The 18,048-nt window shown below is 36.8% G+C and carries 14 protein-coding genes; 6 read left to right on the forward strand and 8 right to left on the reverse strand.

Annotation, left to right across the window (positions count from 1 at the left end):
* Positions 1–27 precede the first annotated feature (27 nt).
* The 3 genes from rpsG to F823_RS0103590 all read right to left on the reverse strand — a co-directional run bounded on the left by rpsG (position 28) and on the right by F823_RS0103590 (position 2,571).
* Positions 28–498: a 30S ribosomal protein S7 gene (gene rpsG / locus F823_RS0103580; RefSeq protein ID WP_002844185.1), complete on the reverse strand. Its 471-nt coding sequence runs from the start codon at positions 496–498 to the stop codon at positions 28–30.
* 158 nt (positions 499–656) lie between these two features.
* A complete protein-coding gene (rpsL, locus tag F823_RS0103585) occupies positions 657–1,079 on the reverse strand; it encodes a 30S ribosomal protein S12 (RefSeq protein ID WP_002844231.1) in 423 nt (140 codons plus the stop codon).
* Positions 1,080–1,356: 277 nt separating this feature from the next.
* Positions 1,357–2,571, reverse strand: a complete 1,215-nt coding sequence (locus tag F823_RS0103590; protein ID WP_002845989.1) for a CapA family protein — start codon at positions 2,569–2,571, stop codon at positions 1,357–1,359.
* Positions 2,572–2,744: 173 nt separating this feature from the next.
* On the opposite strand from F823_RS0103590, the gene F823_RS0103595 reads away from it, so the two are divergent.
* The 5 genes from F823_RS0103595 (at position 2,745) to ispF (ending at position 7,382) form a co-directional block, all read left to right on the forward strand.
* Complete coding sequence (locus F823_RS0103595; protein ID WP_002845988.1) at positions 2,745–3,971, forward strand: aminopeptidase; 1,227 nt, start codon at positions 2,745–2,747, stop codon at positions 3,969–3,971.
* A 14-nt stretch (positions 3,972–3,985) separates the two neighbouring features.
* On the forward strand, positions 3,986–5,428 hold the full coding sequence (locus F823_RS0103600; RefSeq protein WP_002844236.1) for an MDR family MFS transporter: 1,443 nt from the start codon (positions 3,986–3,988) through the stop codon (positions 5,426–5,428).
* A 13-nt stretch (positions 5,429–5,441) separates the two neighbouring features.
* Positions 5,442–6,014, forward strand: coding sequence for a hypothetical protein (locus F823_RS0103605; protein WP_002844226.1), 573 nt, complete (start codon positions 5,442–5,444; stop codon positions 6,012–6,014).
* 107 nt (positions 6,015–6,121) lie between these two features.
* A complete protein-coding gene (locus F823_RS0103610) occupies positions 6,122–6,889 on the forward strand; it encodes an IspD/TarI family cytidylyltransferase (protein WP_002845985.1) in 768 nt (255 codons plus the stop codon).
* A gap of 19 nt (positions 6,890–6,908) precedes the next feature.
* Positions 6,909–7,382 carry a 2-C-methyl-D-erythritol 2,4-cyclodiphosphate synthase gene (gene ispF / locus F823_RS0103615; protein WP_002844192.1) on the forward strand — a complete coding sequence of 158 codons (474 nt, stop codon included), beginning with the start codon at positions 6,909–6,911 and terminating at the stop codon, positions 7,380–7,382.
* Positions 7,383–7,564: 182 nt separating this feature from the next.
* Here the strand turns inward: ispF and F823_RS0103620 are convergent, their stop codons facing one another.
* A complete protein-coding gene (locus F823_RS0103620; protein WP_002844227.1) occupies positions 7,565–8,113 on the reverse strand; it encodes a flavodoxin family protein in 549 nt (182 codons plus the stop codon).
* Positions 8,114–8,318: 205 nt separating this feature from the next.
* On the opposite strand from F823_RS0103620, the gene F823_RS0103625 reads away from it, so the two are divergent.
* Positions 8,319–9,068 (forward strand): helix-turn-helix transcriptional regulator, encoded by a 750-nt coding sequence (locus F823_RS0103625; RefSeq protein WP_002844205.1) that lies wholly within the window; start codon positions 8,319–8,321, stop codon positions 9,066–9,068.
* A 145-nt stretch (positions 9,069–9,213) separates the two neighbouring features.
* Here the strand turns inward: F823_RS0103625 and cydC are convergent, their stop codons facing one another.
* The 4 genes from cydC to F823_RS0103645 all read right to left on the reverse strand — a co-directional run bounded on the left by cydC (position 9,214) and on the right by F823_RS0103645 (position 18,043).
* Positions 9,214–10,935, reverse strand: a complete 1,722-nt coding sequence (cydC, locus tag F823_RS0103630) for a thiol reductant ABC exporter subunit CydC (RefSeq protein ID WP_002845984.1) — start codon at positions 10,933–10,935, stop codon at positions 9,214–9,216.
* Positions 10,928–12,685, reverse strand: coding sequence for an ABC transporter ATP-binding protein/permease (locus tag F823_RS0103635; protein WP_002845983.1), 1,758 nt, complete (start codon positions 12,683–12,685; stop codon positions 10,928–10,930). The genes cydC and F823_RS0103635 overlap by 8 nt, the downstream gene beginning before the upstream one ends.
* A gap of 306 nt (positions 12,686–12,991) precedes the next feature.
* Entirely contained in the window at positions 12,992–14,437 is a 1,446-nt protein-coding gene (gene proS, locus F823_RS0103640; RefSeq protein WP_019595388.1) for a proline--tRNA ligase, read from the reverse strand.
* A gap of 381 nt (positions 14,438–14,818) precedes the next feature.
* Positions 14,819–18,043, reverse strand: coding sequence for a type I restriction endonuclease subunit R (locus F823_RS0103645; RefSeq protein ID WP_019595389.1), 3,225 nt, complete (start codon positions 18,041–18,043; stop codon positions 14,819–14,821).
* Between the last annotated feature and the right edge of the window lie 5 nt (positions 18,044–18,048).

An 18,048-nucleotide genomic window follows, 5' to 3' on the forward strand; every position in this document is an offset into this window, starting at 1 on the left:
CTCCTTCATTTATTGAAAGTTAAAAGCTTACCATCTATAGTGAGCAAATGCCTTATTAGCTTCTGCCATCTTATGAGTATCTTCTTTCTTTTTAACTGAAGCTCCAGTGTTGTTAGCTGCGTCCATTATTTCCTTTGCAAGCTTCTCAACCATTCCCTTTTCGCCTCTAGCTCTTGTATATCTAACTAACCATCTTAGTCCTAGTGTCTGTCTTCTATCAGCTCTAACTTCGATAGGTACCTGATAGTTTGCACCACCGACTCTTCTAGCCTTAACTTCAAGTACAGGCATGATGTTGTCCATCGCCTTACTGAATACTTCTAGAGCGTCCTCACCAGTTCTTTCCGCTATTAATGCAAATGCATCATATACTATTCTCTGTGATTTTCCTCTTTTTCCGTCATACATTAAATTGTTTATTAACTTTGTTACTACCTTACTTCCGTACATTGGATCTGGTAAAATTTCTCTCTTTGGAACATTACCTTTTCTTGGCATTTCGCTTCCCTCCTTAATTATTAAAGTTAAATCATAGGTACTCGACAATTATTGCCGTGATGCCATAAATATATATATTTAAAGCATCTAACTATAATCAATTGCTGTCAACCAGCTAACTTTTTAGGCTACTAGCCTTACAATTTTAAATTAAATTCTTACTTCTTTGCTTCCTTTGGTCTCTTAGCACCGTACTTAGATCTTGACTGTCTTCTCTTGTCAACACCTGCTGTATCTAGTGTACCTCTTAGGATATGGTATCTAACACCAGGAAGGTCCTTTACTCTACCTCCTCTGATCATAACAACACTATGTTCCTGAAGGTTGTGTCCTTCACCTGGAATATAAGCTGATACTTCTATACCGTTTGTAAGTCTTACTCTGGCAACCTTTCTAAGCGCTGAGTTAGGCTTCTTAGGTGTTACTGTCTTTACAGAAGTACAAACACCTCTCTTCTGTGGAGCACTAATGTCAGTGGCCTTCTTGTATAAAGAATTGTAGCCCTTTTGTAGTGCTGGAGCTGTAGATTTCTTTTCTACTGCTTTTCTACTTTTACGTACTAATTGGTTGATTGTTGGCATCAACTGCACCTCCTTTTTTTAAAATTTTCGATCTTAATCAGTGATCGCCAACCCCATCAATATTTTCATATTGATTGATTAATTGATTGATGCTTTAGTTATTCACTAAAAAGGTATGCAATCCGTAGATTACATACCTTATAAGTTTACCATCTCACACATTGTGTGTCAACTAGTTTATGTATTTTATTTTCTATAACTTACCGATTTTTCTATGATTTTACCACAACAAATTAAATCATGCCAGTATTAGAAAAGCTACTTTTATACCAAACTATTATTCCAAAAATTCCTTAGGAACAATACTGTTTACACTATTCTTATATAGTTCAATATTATATGCTCCTGCTCCCCTCATATAAAGGTGTCTGTTGGCTAACTCGACCGGATACTCATCCAACCTGTATACACTACCATCATAGCCATACTGGTTGGCCTCTAGGTGACATACTAGTGGTATAAACTTTGGATTATCTATGTACTTGTCATTTCCCTTTTTCACAAAGTCAAAGCTTGCCATACCCTCTAAATAAGTATGGGCTCCTATCATATTGGCAACAAAATTACCTGTTCCATAATAAATAAGGGTCTTTTTGCCCTTGTCATTGGTCTTCCACTCAACTTTTTGAATTCTATGAGCGTGTGTTCCTAGGACAACATCAACACCTAGATCATTAAAAAGTTGAGCATATCTCATCTGAACTGAATCTATGGCAAGTTGCCCTTCCTGTCCCCAATGTGCAGATGCTAATATAAAATCAACACCAGCTCGTCTCAGTCTGGCAATATCACTTCTTATGTCCTTCTCATTTAAGTAGCCAATCCTATAGGGAGTATCTGGACTCATACCATTAGTTCCATATGTGTATGCTATAAGACCTATCTTGATGCCCTTCTTTTCTATTATTACGGGTTTTCTTCTGCTTTCTTCTGACTCATAGGCCCCTATATGACAAAGTCCTGTCTTATCCCACAACTTGATTGAATCTACCAGTCCCTGACTTCCCCTATCTAGTGAATGGTTATTTGCCATATTTATAATATTAAATCCAGCCTTTTCTATAGAGGGTATGATTGCCTGAGGTGTATTAAATAATGGATAATTGCTCTTTCCATATTGGTCACCAGCTACTATAGACTCTTGGTTGATGTATCTTAGGTCATACTTGTCTAGACTAGGCTTGATATTTTCATATAGCTTGTCAAAATCATACTGACCATCTCCATATACACCCTTTCTCATGTCAGCTGCATTGTATATTGAGTCATGGATCAAATTATCACCAACACCTGCAAAACTGACCCTTTTAGCTGTATCCTCACTCTTTTCCTTATATGTATTTTTTTCTGTAACCTGACTAGTAACTTGGTTTTCAGCCATATTATAAGTCTTTTCCCTTACCTTATTAAAGGCTATTACAAGACCAAACAAAAGCAGACTTATCAAAATAAATACAGATATAATTATTCTCTCTTTTTTTCTACGTCTCATACCAATCTCCTTATAAATTAATAGATATACTAACTTTCATAATAACAGTATATCATGCCTGCTAGCTCTTTAGGCATTTAAATATGTATAAAAACCAATTTTTGTATGCAAAATCATGATTTTAGCCTATAATATATAGGAGGTAAAAATTATAATCATTTAAGGAGGTATTTATGACTTTAAATACTAGAATAGATAAATTCGCAGAACTAGCTATAAAAACCGGCATCAACGTACAGTCAGGTGAAAACCTGCTTATAAGAGCAGATGTTGAAGCTATAGATTTCACAAGAAGGTGCGTCAAAGAAGCCTACAAGGCTGGTGCCAAACAAGTATACGTTGAGTATTCTGACGGAGTTATAACAAGAGAAAAATATATGAGTGCTCCAAACGATGCTTTTGATGAATATCCTCAGTGGCAGGCAGACAAGTACACTCAGATAGCCAAGGAAGGTGGATCTTTCTTATCTATAATATCAGATGATCCAGACCTACTAGCAGGTGTTGATCCAGACAGGATAGCCAGGTCTCAAAAAATCGCCGGCAAGTACCTAAAGGAATGGAGGTCATATACACTTTCAGACAAGGTTAAGTGGTCAATAGTAGCTGTTCCATCCCTAAAGTGGGCCAAGAGAATCCACCCTGACCTTGATGATGAGGATGCTGTAAGAGAGCTTTGGGAAAATATCCTAGACTGCTCTAGGGTATCAGAAGACCCAATAGGCGATTGGGCTATACACAACAAGAATCTCCACGATAAGAGGGACTTTTTAAACGAGATGAACTTCAAGGAACTTAGGTATAAATCATCAAAAACAGACCTAGTAGTAGGCCTACCTGAGGGACATATCTGGGAGTCAGGTGCATCATTTGATCCTAAGAAAAATATGTTCAATCCAAATATTCCCACAGAAGAAGTGTTCGGCATGCCACACAAGTACAAGGTTGACGGTATCGTATATTCTACAAAACCACTTATCTATGCAGGTAGCCTAATAGATGAATTTTGGATTAGGTTTGAAGAAGGTAAAATCGTAGACTACGATGCCAAAATAGGTAAGGAAAACCTAAAAAACCTAGTTGAAACAGATGAGGGATCACTTAGGTTGGGTGAAATAGCCCTAGTGCCTTATGATTCTCCTATATCAAATAGAAATATAATATTCTACTCTACCCTATTTGACGAAAATGCATCTTGCCACCTTGCAATAGGTGCAGCCTATTCTTCTTGTATAGAAAATGGAGCTTCATTTAGCGAAGAGGAAAAAGACCAAATAGGAATGAATGTAAGCATGACTCACGTTGACTTTATGATAGGCGACAAGGACATGGATATAGTAGGTATCAAGCAAGATGGAACAGAGTTTGCCATATTTAAAGACGGCAACTGGGCATTTTAATCGGGGGGTAAATAATGAATAAAAGTAAGAAAATGATCGCCTTTGCAATATTCGCCTGCTCTTTTATGAGTGCGGTTGAAATAACAATTGTAACGACAGCGATCCCCTCAATAGTAAAGGACTTGCATGGTTTTAACCTTGCCAGTCATATATTTTCTATATACCTGTTGACCTCAGCAGTGGCAACAGCAGTCTTCGGCAAGCTATCCGACCTCTATGGTAGAAAAAAACTCCTACAGATATCCATACTTATATTTTTGATAGGCTCTATACTTTGTGGTATGTCAAAAACAATGTTTATGCTGATTGTAGCTAGAGGTGTCCAAGGTATCGGATCTGGTGCAATAAATACTCTTAGTATGGCTATTATAGGTGATATCTTCGCTGTGGAAGAAAGAGCCAAAATACAGGGCTACAATTCCACAGTATGGAGTCTTGCTAGCCTTATAGCTCCAGTTATAGGTGGTGCAATACTACTAAAGCTTACGTGGAATTGGATATTCTATATCAATATCCCAATCGGTCTTTTAAGTATGTACCTGATAAAGGAAAACTACCATGCATCAGAAACAAGGTCGGATTCAAAGCTAGATGTCAAGGGCTTGGTTATACTTACCCTATTTATAATTGCCCTGATACAGGCTATGACAGCTCTTGAAAAGCACTCACTAAGTGATCCTCAGGTACTTATACCTGTTCTAATAGGACTTATACTAGCTCTTGTATTCAAGAAGGTAGAAAAAAATGTAGAACATCCTGTTCTCCCTATACAGCTATTTTCAAAGGATATATTCTTGATTATGGTGATGTCATTCTTGACATCTATGGTCCTTATTGCCATGGATGTGTATAATCCACAGTTTATGCAGAATGTGTCGGGTTATCCACCTATGTATTCTACAGTGGCTATAGTCCCTATGTCAGGAGCCTGGGTGCTGGCATCATTTTTACTATCTAAGATCATACACAAGTATACAACTAAAATCATTATGGTAGTCAGCCTAGCACTACTAGCCTTGGGTCAAGTTGCCCTAATTATCATGAAGCCTGATACAGAACTCCTACACATAGGCCTTGCCGTATTTTTGGTAGGTCTTGGTTTTGGCGGTTGCTTTAATATGCTCCTATTTATTGTCCAAGAAGCCCTAGACAAGGATGATATGGGTATGGCTTCTGGATCTGTAATGCTTGTGAGAACCCTAGGCCAGACACTTGGAATAAGTGCTTTTGGCCTTAGCCTAAATGTAGCAGTCAACAATTACTTTATGAAAAAGGGCATGAGTGTAGACACAAGCAGTCTCCTTACCAATACAAGTATTGACAAAATAGACCTAGTAAATTCCCTATTTAAGGGATACAATATAATATATATACTTTGTCTAGTGGCAACAATAGCCTGCATCCTTTGCTCGCTGATGTTGACTTCCAATAGACTTGCAAATAGCGATAAGCAATAAAGAGGAGAATGATATGAGAACAGACACTTTAAAACAACTTAGAAATTCTTGTATAGTAGGGCTTTTGTTCGGACTAATACTCAACTCAGCCCACTTTTACCAATATGGATTTGCAAAAGGTATAGGACAATTCTTATACGTCTTTATACTTATGGGCGGTACCTTCTTTTTGACAGGCATGATGTCATCAAGAAGGGGTAGACACACTACAAATATGAGGATATTTGCCAAAAAGCTCCATAACGAGGGAGACCTCATAATGGACGCCCAGGCTGATATGATAGTAGCCAATAAAAAAAATGTGACAAAGGGTTGGTTGTACCTAAATTCAAGGTTTGTAATATTCGCCAATACTCCAGATCCAAACCTAATAGAGAAAAAGGCTATTAGGATGCCCCTTTCTAAGGTCTCTAAGATAGAGAGATTCAAGCCAACACCATTTACAAATGACGGAATAGAAATATTTTTAGACAAGGGTATCAGCCACAAGGTCCTAGTTGGAAAGACAGACCAATGGCTTGCTGAAATAAATTCAGCCGTAGAGAAAAGACAAAATAAAAAATCTAGCAAAAAATCTAGTAAATAGATAAGACTTATGAATTTATACTAAGAAGGCTATACGATCAAAGACTGGCTAATCTAGCAAAAAGTCAAGTATCTATAGTCTTCTTATTGAATATTAGGAGGATATATATGATAGACCTTATACTATTGGCTGCAGGATCTGGAAAAAGAATGAAGTCTTCCACCAACAAGCAATTTCTAAAGATAGATGACAAGCCAATCCTAATCCATAGCCTAGAAAAATTCTATAACCACAAAAATATAGATAGAATTATCCTTGCAGTCAAAGAAGATGAAGAAAAGTACGTAAGGTACCTTCTGGATAAATACGGATTTGAGGGTATATACCTAGTGCACGGAGGTAAGGAAAGGCAGGACTCTATATTTAACTGCCTCAAATATATAAAAAACTTAGGCCATAACCTAAGTCATAATAGGTCGAGTATAAAATCTCAAATAATAAGTTCGGATAAAGAACCAGCTCTAGGTATCAATGAAGATATACACATAGTCTTGGTCCATGATGGAGCTAGGCCTTTTGTATCTGAGTCTACTATAGATACTTGTATAAAAGAGACCCTAGTCCACAAGGCAACCTGTCTAGCAGTCCCAGCAAAAGATACTATAAAGCTAGCAGATAAGGACCTCAATATAGTAGATACGCCTGATAGAAAGTACTTATGGTGTGCCCAAACACCCCAGACATTTGACTTTGACCTACTACTTAGGGCCTATGAAAATGCCTACACAAACAAGCTATCAGTAACCGATGATGCAAGTATTGTAGAGGCCTACTGCCACCCAGTCAAAATCATAAAGGGTAACTACGACAATATAAAGATTACAACACCAGAAGACATAGGCTATGCAGACTACATAGCCCAAAAATATAAGTAATTATAAGAGGAGGTAACTAATGAGAATAGGAATTGGATATGACGTTCATAGGCTGGTAAATGACAGGGACCTGATTATAGGAGGTGTAAAAATAGACCATGAAACAGGTCTACTGGGACATTCTGATGCAGATGTTTTAACACACGCTATAATAGATGCAATATTTGGAGCTCTTGCAATAGGAGATCTTGGGAGACACTTCCCAGATACCGACCCAAAATACAAGGGTGCAGATAGCCTAAATCTACTTTCCTATGCCCACGACAAAATGACAGAAATGGGCTACAAGGTAGGAAATATAGACTCGACGATTATAGCCCAGGCTCCAAAAATGGCTCCCCACCTAGAATCAATGATAGACAACCTTGCAAGAGTCCTTAAAACTGACAAGTCAAGGATAAATGTCAAAGCTACTACAGAAGAAAAACTAGGCTTTACAGGTGAAAAACTAGGTATATCATCTCAGTGCGTTTGCCTGCTAGAAGAAATATAAGTTGATAAAACTTATATCTGTATTAGAAGCAAGTAGCATACATGGAGTTTGTTAGCCAAAAATATAAAACAAAATAATAGAATTAAAAATCACAAAATAAAAAATAGACCTCCCCAACGTTAACACTTAGCCTTAACTTCGGGGAGGTCTCTTATTTAACTAGTATATATTCGAGCTTGAATTTATAACTTGGCTAAACACTCTTCTATATATATTCTCTCATTTAGTCTAGCTGAACAATAGTCTATATCAGCATCATTTACATGGTCACCTAGTATCTTATAAACTATTAAGTTCTTTTCATCTAGCATATGAGCCTTAAATGCTTTTTCACCTATAGTTTCAGCCTTCATATGCTTGATTCCCTCTAATACCCTCATATTTATCTTACCGCAAGCCATAAAATAACCTATTATCTTACAAGAATCATCAACAAGACCTACTACATTTGCCATAGATTTTTCTCCATGGTCTGAATCTGGAAGGTGACCCATAGTACCAAATAAAAATACCTTCTTGTCCCTAATACCTGATATAAATTCACCCATCTCCTTGTTGGCAGTGGACCTATCTACCCAAAATCCGCATGCTACTATGTCATACCCGGAAATATCTGGCTTGTCCTTTAGGTTAAATAGGTCCTTTTCGTGACCTTGTATTTTATCAAATATACCCCTTGCCAATTTTTCAGTATTACCAGTCATTGAACTATATATCACAGCTACTTTCATATTTAATCCTCCTAATATTTTTTGTATTATCTTACCAGTTTATATTATCATACTTTATTAATATATAATTTTTGTTTCTTTATTAAAATTTCCATTATATTTTGTTTTTATTATGATATAATAATATCATGCAATACAAAGTGATAATTATTATGTATAGATAATCAATCAGTGGTATGTATTGTAAAAGGGGGGTGAACAAAAAATGGACAAACAGCTAGATCAATTGGATTCTTTTGATATGAATGTAGACTATAGGATGCTTTGTGAGTATTTGGTAAGGGGCAACCTAGACTATGCAACAAAAGAGTTTGATGTTATAACTTTTGATTGGGTAGACAGTAACAACCTGGTCGCATACAGGGTTTTTTTGAATAGCTTAAATTCAGCAATATACTACTATGTTCTGTTCAAATACGAAAAATCCTTACTTAAGTGCTATTTTCAGTGTACTCTTCTGATGCATAAACATATAAGTAAGAGTAATTTTAGGGATACTGCTATACACATTTTAAATGACTACTACAATGTTATGTTAAAAGAAAATATAATAGTCATAAATTCATTTTTGAAGGATGTTTTGGAGTACATAGAAAACAACCTAAACAATTCAATCACACTGGAAGAAACTGCCAAAGAGATGTTCGTAAACAAGAGCTATCTTTCACATATATTCAAGCAAAAAATGGGTCAGACCTTCAGTATTTATGTGACAAATAGAAAACTCAACTATGCAAGAGAGTTGTTGATCAATACAGACCTATCAGTCGTAGCAATCAGCAATAAGTGTGGTTTTAGAAATCCTACTTATTTTTCTACTGTGTTCTCAAAACATATAGGTCTTTCTCCTGCTAAATTCAGAAAAAGCAGTTCATCATTTAGAAAGTCGTCTAATCGAGATGACTCGGGGCAAGATGGTCCGCCTAAGGGACATCCCCACCATATTAAGATATAGAACTCGTCATCTAGTAAAATAGATCATAGCAAACCACAAAAATAGCCAACTCTATTATTTTTGAGCTGGCTATTTTTGTCATTTTAAATTTTTATGTATTCAACAATAATCAATTTTATCTATCCAATAATAATCAACTAACTTGTTAAATTAAAGGTTTTAATTCCCCATTTTTGCAAGAGTATATCCTATCACAAACTCCAAGTGTAGACTCCCTATGAGATACCAAGACTATAGTCTTTTCCTTCATTCCATCCATCATAGACTTTAGTATTACAGCCTCATTGTGGGAATCGAGATTTGATGTTGGCTCGTCAAGTAACAATAACTTAGAGTCAGTCAGAAAACACCTAGCTAGGCCAATCCTCTGCCTTTCTCCACCTGAGAAATTGTCACCTAGGTCTGATACCCTAGTATCAAGCCCATGCTCCAACTTGGCAACATGGTCATAGATAGAAGCCTTCTTAAGGGCATCATATATTTCTTCATCTGTTGCATCTAGCTTGGCAACCCTCAAATTATCCCTTATGTCTCCTGCAAATAGGATTGTGGACTGGGTCATATAGTCTATATTTTCATATAAAGAATCTGTATTTATATCCTTTATATTGACTCCATTAATAGATATCGATCCCTTTTGTGGATCCCAAAACCTCATTATCAACTTTAGGATTGTAGACTTACCACTTCCACTCTTGCCCATGATGCCAACTGTCTCCCCTAGTTCAAGATCAAAGTTAACATCCTTTAGGACATCGACATCTTCATACTTAAATCCTATATTCTCTGCACTCAAGTTCTTCATTTCTACGTCTTTTCCGTCTACTAGCCTTTCAACTATAGGCTCTTCTTCTATCAGGCTAAGAACCCTATCTCCACAAGCAAAGGTCTGTGTAAGTGTAACACCTAGGTTTGCTAGGGCTATAAAGGGTGCAAAAGTAGATATCTGAGTCAAAACTGCTATAAAGGCTTCACTTGGCCTTAGTATACCCTTTGATACCAAACTCATACAAAGTATAGCCTGAAGGACTGAGAATACTATTATTATAGTATCTGTGTTAGATTGCAGACCAGCTACCTGCATCCTTAGGTCTTCCTGGTTCTTTAGTATCTGCTCTGTAGTATCGGCCAGCTGGTCTATAGCTACATTACCCTTGTCATACTGGATTACTTCTCTGATGCCCCTTAACTGGTCTAGAAACTTGCCATTTAGTAGACCTAGTTCTCTTCTTATCTTTACACCAACTGTCTTACTCTTCTCAGATGCTATAATCGGCACTACAAGACCAACTACAAGTTCTGAAGCCAAGGCAAGTAGGGCAACATATATATTTATATTTACAAAGAATACAAATAGGCACACTAGTGTAAGAGCAGCTATAAGTATTGGAGATATGGTATGGGCATAGAATACCTCCAACAACTCTATATCACCCATTATTATAGATATCAACTTGCCCTGGTTTTCTCCCTCTAGCTTGGCGGGAGCAAGTCTTCTCATGGCTGAAAATACCTTATGTCTTATCTCTGCCAATATCCTAAAAGCTATATAGTGGTTCAAGAACTGCTCCAAATAGTGAAGAACCCCTCTTAGAACTGCACATACTATAAGAGCCCTTATATACCATGCAAAATCATGTCCCCCAAATGGTATATTCTCAAGTCCTTCAACTGGTATAGGAAGTAAGCTAACTACTGCATATCCACCAAATATACCCAAGCCAAAGGACAGTAAGAAACCTACAACCCCAAGCAGGATTGCTCCCATCATCTGGAATTTTAAGGGGGCTACTAGGCCAACCATCTCTAGCATCATCCTTAGGGTGCCCCTTCTTGTATCTGCTGAATTCGTATTTTTATTATTCATTAGAAACACCTCCTCTATTTGATAGCTTATGGTTCCTATACCTTTCCAATTCTTCCTGTTGGCTAAATAGGTGTTCATATAGGCCCTTATTTTCCATAAGCTCCTTATGGTTGCCTTCTTCAACCAATCTTCCGTCTTCCATAACATATATCTTATCCGAATTTACAACAGACTGTAGCCTATGTGAAATATAAATTACAGTCTTATAGGCAGATATTTTTTCTATTATGTCAATAATTATATTCTCAGATTCTATATCTATACTTGATGTCGCTTCATCAAATATGTATACCTGAGCATCATATAGTAGAGCACGAGCAAGAGATAATCTCTGGGCCTGACCTCCTGATAGGTTCTTACCTTGTGATAGAACTTGTGTATCTAGGCCATCCATCTTTGAGAATATATCCCATAAACTCACCTGTTCTAGGACCTCTATCATCCTCTCTTCTGTCACATTTTCATCTCCCAAAAGAAGGTTCGACCTGACAGTTCCTGCAAATACATGTCCATCATGTGTTATCCTTATTATGTTCTTGTTTATTTGACCCTTGGCTAGGCTATAGGCCTCACTATTGCCATAATAAACGGCTTTTTGTGGCTGTAGGTACTCACCTGCAATTACAGATGCTAGTGTAGACTTACCACATCCAGACGGACCAACAAGGGCTGTCATCTTGCCTGGTTCAAATACCATGTCTATATCTCTTAGGGCTATTGTCCCATCACCATAGGCATAGGTCATATTTTTAACCCTTATAGGAGTATTTTCCTCGTACTCATCATGGCCATATACAATATCGCTTGGTGAGTTTAAGAAATCCAACATATTTTCACTTGCAGTAACCCCTGTCATGGCTATATGGAAATATGATGTCAAAAGTCTCATAGGAACAAAAAAATCAGCTATTAGAAGCATTATTAGGGTAACTTCATAGACTCCCATATTGCCTGCCGCATACTCATTAAGCGCAACAATAATCCCTGCTGCTGCTCCACCATAGGCCATCCAGTCTATAAACATTATGGAATTCAACTGCATTGATAATACCTTCATGGTCTGTTTTCTAAACCCTTCAGCCATTTCATCCAACTCACTTGCCCTATGCTCATCTGCCTTAAATACCTTTAAGGTAGTAAGCCCCTGTAGACTATCAAGGAATAGGTTACCTACATCCGCATACTTCGACCAATACCTCTTCTGTACATTCTTTACTATTTTCAAGATCAAAAGTAAAAAGAGTGGTATCATAGGGGAAAGTACCAACATCACCAAGGCTACTTTTATATTTATAGGTAGCATTACCAAGAATAATATAAATGTAGATACAAAGCTATAGTAAAACTGTGTTAGGTACAAACCAAAATAACTCTCCAACTGTTCTACACCTTCAACTCCAAGATGGACTATCTCTTGGGTAGTCAACTTCTCCTGGTATAGTGTACCCATTGACAAGACCTTCTCATATATGGCCCTTCTTAGACTATGCTTGACCTCATGTACTACCATATGGTTCTTTCTTGCAGCAAGTCTAGTACATAGCTGTCTAAATAAAAGCGATACTAGAATCACAAGACTGACTAATTTAAAATCATATATAAGATCTCCTGTTATGAAGTATGCCATAAGCGATGCAAAAGCAATTGAAAAGGCTATATTTGCCATCAATTTTATGCAATTTATAAGAACTGCTTGTACGATATATTTTTTGGTTTTACCACAAAATTCGAATAAACTCTTCTCTATCAATTTACTTCCTCCTAAAATTTATTTATATGTAAGTCAAGAGCCTAAGACTACTTACAAGATAGATTATATACTGTGACATAATAGGCCACAGCTCATACTGTACAATTATTATTTTATAAGAACTTTTATCAGTTAACAATATTAAATAATACATATGTGAATATATAAAAACTTATCCTAAACAAATTGAAACTACTATATTAAGACATTAAAAATTAAGTTGTAACTTAATCATGCTCAAAAATGGCCACCCCCTAAAGAGTGACCATTTTCAACACTATTATTAATTTTTATATAGGCTATATCTTAGTATGCCTTTGCAAATATTACCATATTATCTGCCTTTTCACCTGTGTAGAAACACTTGTCTCCTAGGTCTTCCTGGGCAAAAGGTATAACTCTAATTGTAGCTCCTGTTAATTCCTTAATCTTTGCTTCGTTTTCTGCATCGTTCTTCCACATTACCTTAGCAAAGCCCTTCTTATTTTCTATGATGTCTACAAATTCATCCATATTGTTGGCTACATAAGTTCTTTCGTCCCTATACTTTCTAGCCTTTTCAAGCATATTCTTCTGGATTTCATCTAGTAAAGCTGCCACATCATCAACAACTGTGTCAAGTGACATTTCAGACTTAGTAAGCTCATCTCTTCTAAAGGCCAGGGCCTGGTTCTTTTCTATATCCTTTGGACCAATTTCAAGTCTTACTGGTATACCCTTCATTTCAGCATCGTTGAACTTGTAACCTGGGCTGTAGTTGTCTCTGTCATCAACTTCTACAGATATTCCCTTGGCCTTTAAGTCAGCTGCAACCTTATCTACTACTTCCATTACTCCACCCTTGTTGGCAGCTATAGGTATTATGATTACCTGAGTTGGTGCCATCTTTGGAGGAAGAACTAGACCCCTGTTATCTGAGTGTACCATGATTAGCCCACCTATTAGTCTAGTTGATATTCCCCATGAAGTATGGTATGGGTTTGCTAGTTTTCCTTCTCTATCTGAGAAAGTAATATCAAACGCCTTTGTAAAGTGTTGGCCTAGGAAGTGTGATGTACCAGACTGAAGAGCCTTACCATCATGCATCATAGCCTCTATTGTATATGTAGCAGATGCTCCTGCAAACTTTTCACTTTCAGACTTTCTACCGTCTATTACTGGTATAGCCATTAGATCTTCTGCAACAGACTTGTAAGCTGCTAACTGCTGTAATGTTTCATCTATAGCTTCCTGTTCTGTCTCATGTAGAGTATGACCTTCCTGCCATAAGAATTCAGATGTTCTAAGGAATGGTCTAGTTGACTTTTCCCATCTTACAACTGAGTTCCACTGGTTGTATAGGAATGGTAACTGTCTATATGAGTTTAACCATTTTGCGTACATAGTACATATTATAGTTTCTGAAGTAGGCCTTACTGCTAGTCTTTCTTCTAGAACCTTATTACCACCCTGAGTTACCCAAGCAACTTCTGGAGCAAAACCTTCAACGTGTTCAGCTTCTTTATTTAATAGACTTTCTGGTATCAATAGTGGGAAGTATACATTCTTGTGTCCTGTCTGCTTGAATAGTCCATCTGCATAGTCCCTAATCTTTTCCCAAAGTGCAAAACCGTAAGGCTTGATTACCATAAATCCTTTTATAGGTGCATAGTCTACTAGGTCAGTCTTAGTGATTACATCTGTATACCACTGGGCAAAATCATCTTCCATTGGAGTGATTTCTTCAACAAATTGATTTTCTTTCTTTGCCATATTAGCGTCCTCCTAAATTTTAATAAAATTATCAGCAACAGCCTTGAAGAACATAAAAAGCCCTTCATCTCCTTAAAAAAGAGACGAAAGGCTGTTAGTTTCCGCGGTACCACTCTTATTAGCCAGGTTGTCCTGACTCCCTCGATAGAATATAACGGTTCAAACCGTGGAGATTGTTACCTCTCCAAGCTAAAAGGCTGGTTCACAAGCTCAAATCTAGGACCTCACACCATGGATAAAAAGTATCATAAACACCCTTATATCCCAGTCCCTCTCTGGTAAACTTTTGCAAGTTACTATCCCTTTATAATTGCCTCTATTTGGTATGACATTATAATATAATATATTTAATAAAATGTCAAATACTTTTTTTAATCACGATTAATCAATAGTTACAGTATCTTCAGCTACCATCATTAAGGCTTGCTTTGAAGAGGAATCAGCATAGTTCAAAACCTTAGGTGTATCTGCGGTAAATGAACCACCAACACCAAAGAATTTCTCAAAGAATGATTTAAACTTTTCAATGACACCTTGCTTCTTAGTAGTTCTGTTGCCACCTCCGAAACGAGATATAGGAGGCATAAGTCTATCTATATCCGTACCTGTTGTTTTGATTTCACCATCACAAAAGGCATTCTCAATGAACTTCCTTGTTTCAGACTCTTTAAGTTTTTCTTCCTTAATAATCTGAACAAGTTCCTCTTCTCGTTTTTCAGCCACATAATTATGCCATTCGGTCATAACATCCTCAACATCATTGATACCAGAAATAAAGGTTTCAATAAGTGCTTTCTTACTACGAAGTTCCGGACTGGCATCAATAGCCTTTTTGATTGTAACAAGTACTTCTTTATCTTCACAATGGTTGTCATGATACTTCTTAACAAGCATAAGGATATAGTCGATATTGATTTCTATCTGCTTGATAAGTTCAACTTCAAAGACAATATCATCTATAATATCTGTGCTTTCACCATGTTTGCGTCTTTCATTCCATTCATCACGCAAATCTTGATACCTGCCAAGATAATCCTGTAAATCACGTTCAGAAATCATCTCTCGCCCTTCAAATTCATCAAATGCAGACAATAGATTTCTCATGCGTAGAATTGCACCAAATAACGAGATGAAGTCCTTCTGGTTCTGTTCACCTATAATCTGTGACTCTGAAAGTGGGAATTTGGAAGTTAAGTTATCCATCATATCCATATATCCTGGATACTGCTTTCCATCAATACCTTCATAACCATAGTAGTAATCTTTGAAACCCTTCATCAGAACGATACCTCCTGCATTCTTATCACCGAAAAGTGAAATAGCAGCATCTACTCGTTTCTGAAGGTTTCTAAAGCATACAATATTACCGAAAGTCTTAATGGAATTAAGAATTCGGTTTGTTCTTGAAAATGCCTGAATAAGTCCATGCATCTTGAGGTTCTTATCTACCCACAGTGTATTTAATGTAGTGGCATCAAAACCTGTTAAGAACATATTTACAACAATAAGTAAATCAAGTTCCTTGTTCTTCATACGAAGAGATACATCTTTATAATAATTTTGGAACTTGTCAGAGTCTGTCGAATAGTTTGTATGGAACATCTCGTTATAATCTTTGATTGCCATTTCAAGAAAATCTCTCGATGACTGGTCAAGTGCTGATGTATCTTCTGAATTTTCCTCATCAAGAATACCACTTGTAGCTTCATCATATTCTGCTTCGTTAGCACCATAACTATAGATGGTTGCGATACGAAGTTTCTTCGTAGGATCATTCTCCATCTGCTTTTTAAATTCCTGATAATATAACTTTGCCATAGGAACAGAGCTAACTGCAAAGATTGAGTTAAATCCACTTACACGTTGTTTCTGTTTAATTTCTTCTACAGCACCATTTTTACCGGATGCAACTTCTGAAATATTGGTAAGGGTGTTGTAAATATATGTTTTATCACCACGATATGTTTTCCTATCAAAGTTGTTAAGAATATATTCTGTCACAAGCTTGATGCGTTCCGGAGCCATCATAGCCTTTTCACGAGCAATATCCCATACCTGTTCATCATCAATATCTGCATCCATATCCATTGTCTTAACATAGTCGACTCTGAATGGAAGTACATTCTTATCGTTAATAGCATCAACAATAGTATATGTATGAAGCTGATCCCCAAAAGTCTGCTCTGTAGTAAAAAACTGAGTCTTACGAGAGCTTGCTGTATTTGCAGGAAAGATTGGTGTTCCTGTGAAACCGAATAAATGATATTTCTTAAAACTCTTTACAATGGCGGCGTGCATATCACCAAACTGACTTCTATGGCATTCATCAAAAATAATTACTACGTGCTTGTTGTAAACTTCGTGATCTTTATTTTTCTTGATAAATGTTGCAAGCTTCTGAATAGTCGTAATGATGATGTGAGCGTTGCTGTCCTCCAACTGCTTTTTAAGAATAGCAGTAGAGGTATTACTGTTAGCTGCACCTTTTTCGAAACGGTCATATTCTTTCATTGTCTGGTAGTCCAAGTCCTTACGGTCAACTACAAAGAGTACCTTATCAATGTAAGGAAGAAGTGATGCCTGTCTTGCAGTTTTGAATGATGTAAGTGTCTTACCCGAACCTGTTGTATGCCAGATATACCCGCCTCCAGCAACATCACCATATTTTTTATAGTTATTAGCTATTTCAATACGATTCAGAATACGCTCCGTTGCAGTAATCTGATATGGTCTCATGACCATAAGCATATTTTCAGAAGTGAAAATACAATACTTGGTGATTATATTAAGAATCGTATGTTTTGCAAAGAATGTTCTTGTAAAGTCGATCAAATCAGAAATAACACGATTGTTTGCATCTGCCCAAAAGCAAGTAAATTCAAAACTGTTGCTTGTTTTGCCTTTCTTTGCGGTAGATACAGCATTTACATCCTTTATAGCATTGAAACGGGTACTGTTAGAATAGTACTTTGTGTTAGTTCCATTTGAGATAACAAAAATCTGCGTATATTCAAACAGACCACTTCCTGCCCAAAAAGAATCACGCTGATATCTACCTATTTGGTTGAAGGCCTCACGAATAGGCACTCCTCTGCGTTTTAATTCAATATGCACAATAGGAAACCCATTTACGAGAATTGTAACATCATACCTGTTGTCGTGATTTGCACCGTCAGCCTTACTGGTAACGTACTGATTGATTACCTGCAAAAAGTTATTGTGAATATTTTTCTTATCAATAAGTGTGATGTTTTTGGTACTGCCATCATCTCTCTTTAGAACCTGAACATTATCCTCTTGAATTTTTCTAGTCTTTTCCACAATGCCTTCATTCTGATTGGCGATAGAATTCTTGAAGAACCTATCCCATTCAGTTTCAGAAAACTGGTAAGCATTCAACCTTTCAAGCTGATTACGAAGGTTGGTGGTCAAATCTTTTTCTGCTTGTATAGAAAGATACTCGTATCCTTGTTCTGTCAGCATACGAATAAACTCTTTTTCAAGTTCAGCTTCTGACTGATAACTGTTAGAACGTGCCTTTAGAGGCTCGTATTCAGTAACAACTGTATTTTCACTTGTAGCTGCCACGATATTGAAATATGACATACATA

The sequence above is a fragment of the Peptostreptococcus anaerobius VPI 4330 = DSM 2949 genome (assembly GCF_000381525.1).
Classification (GTDB): Bacteria; Bacillota; Clostridia; order Peptostreptococcales; family Peptostreptococcaceae; genus Peptostreptococcus; species Peptostreptococcus anaerobius.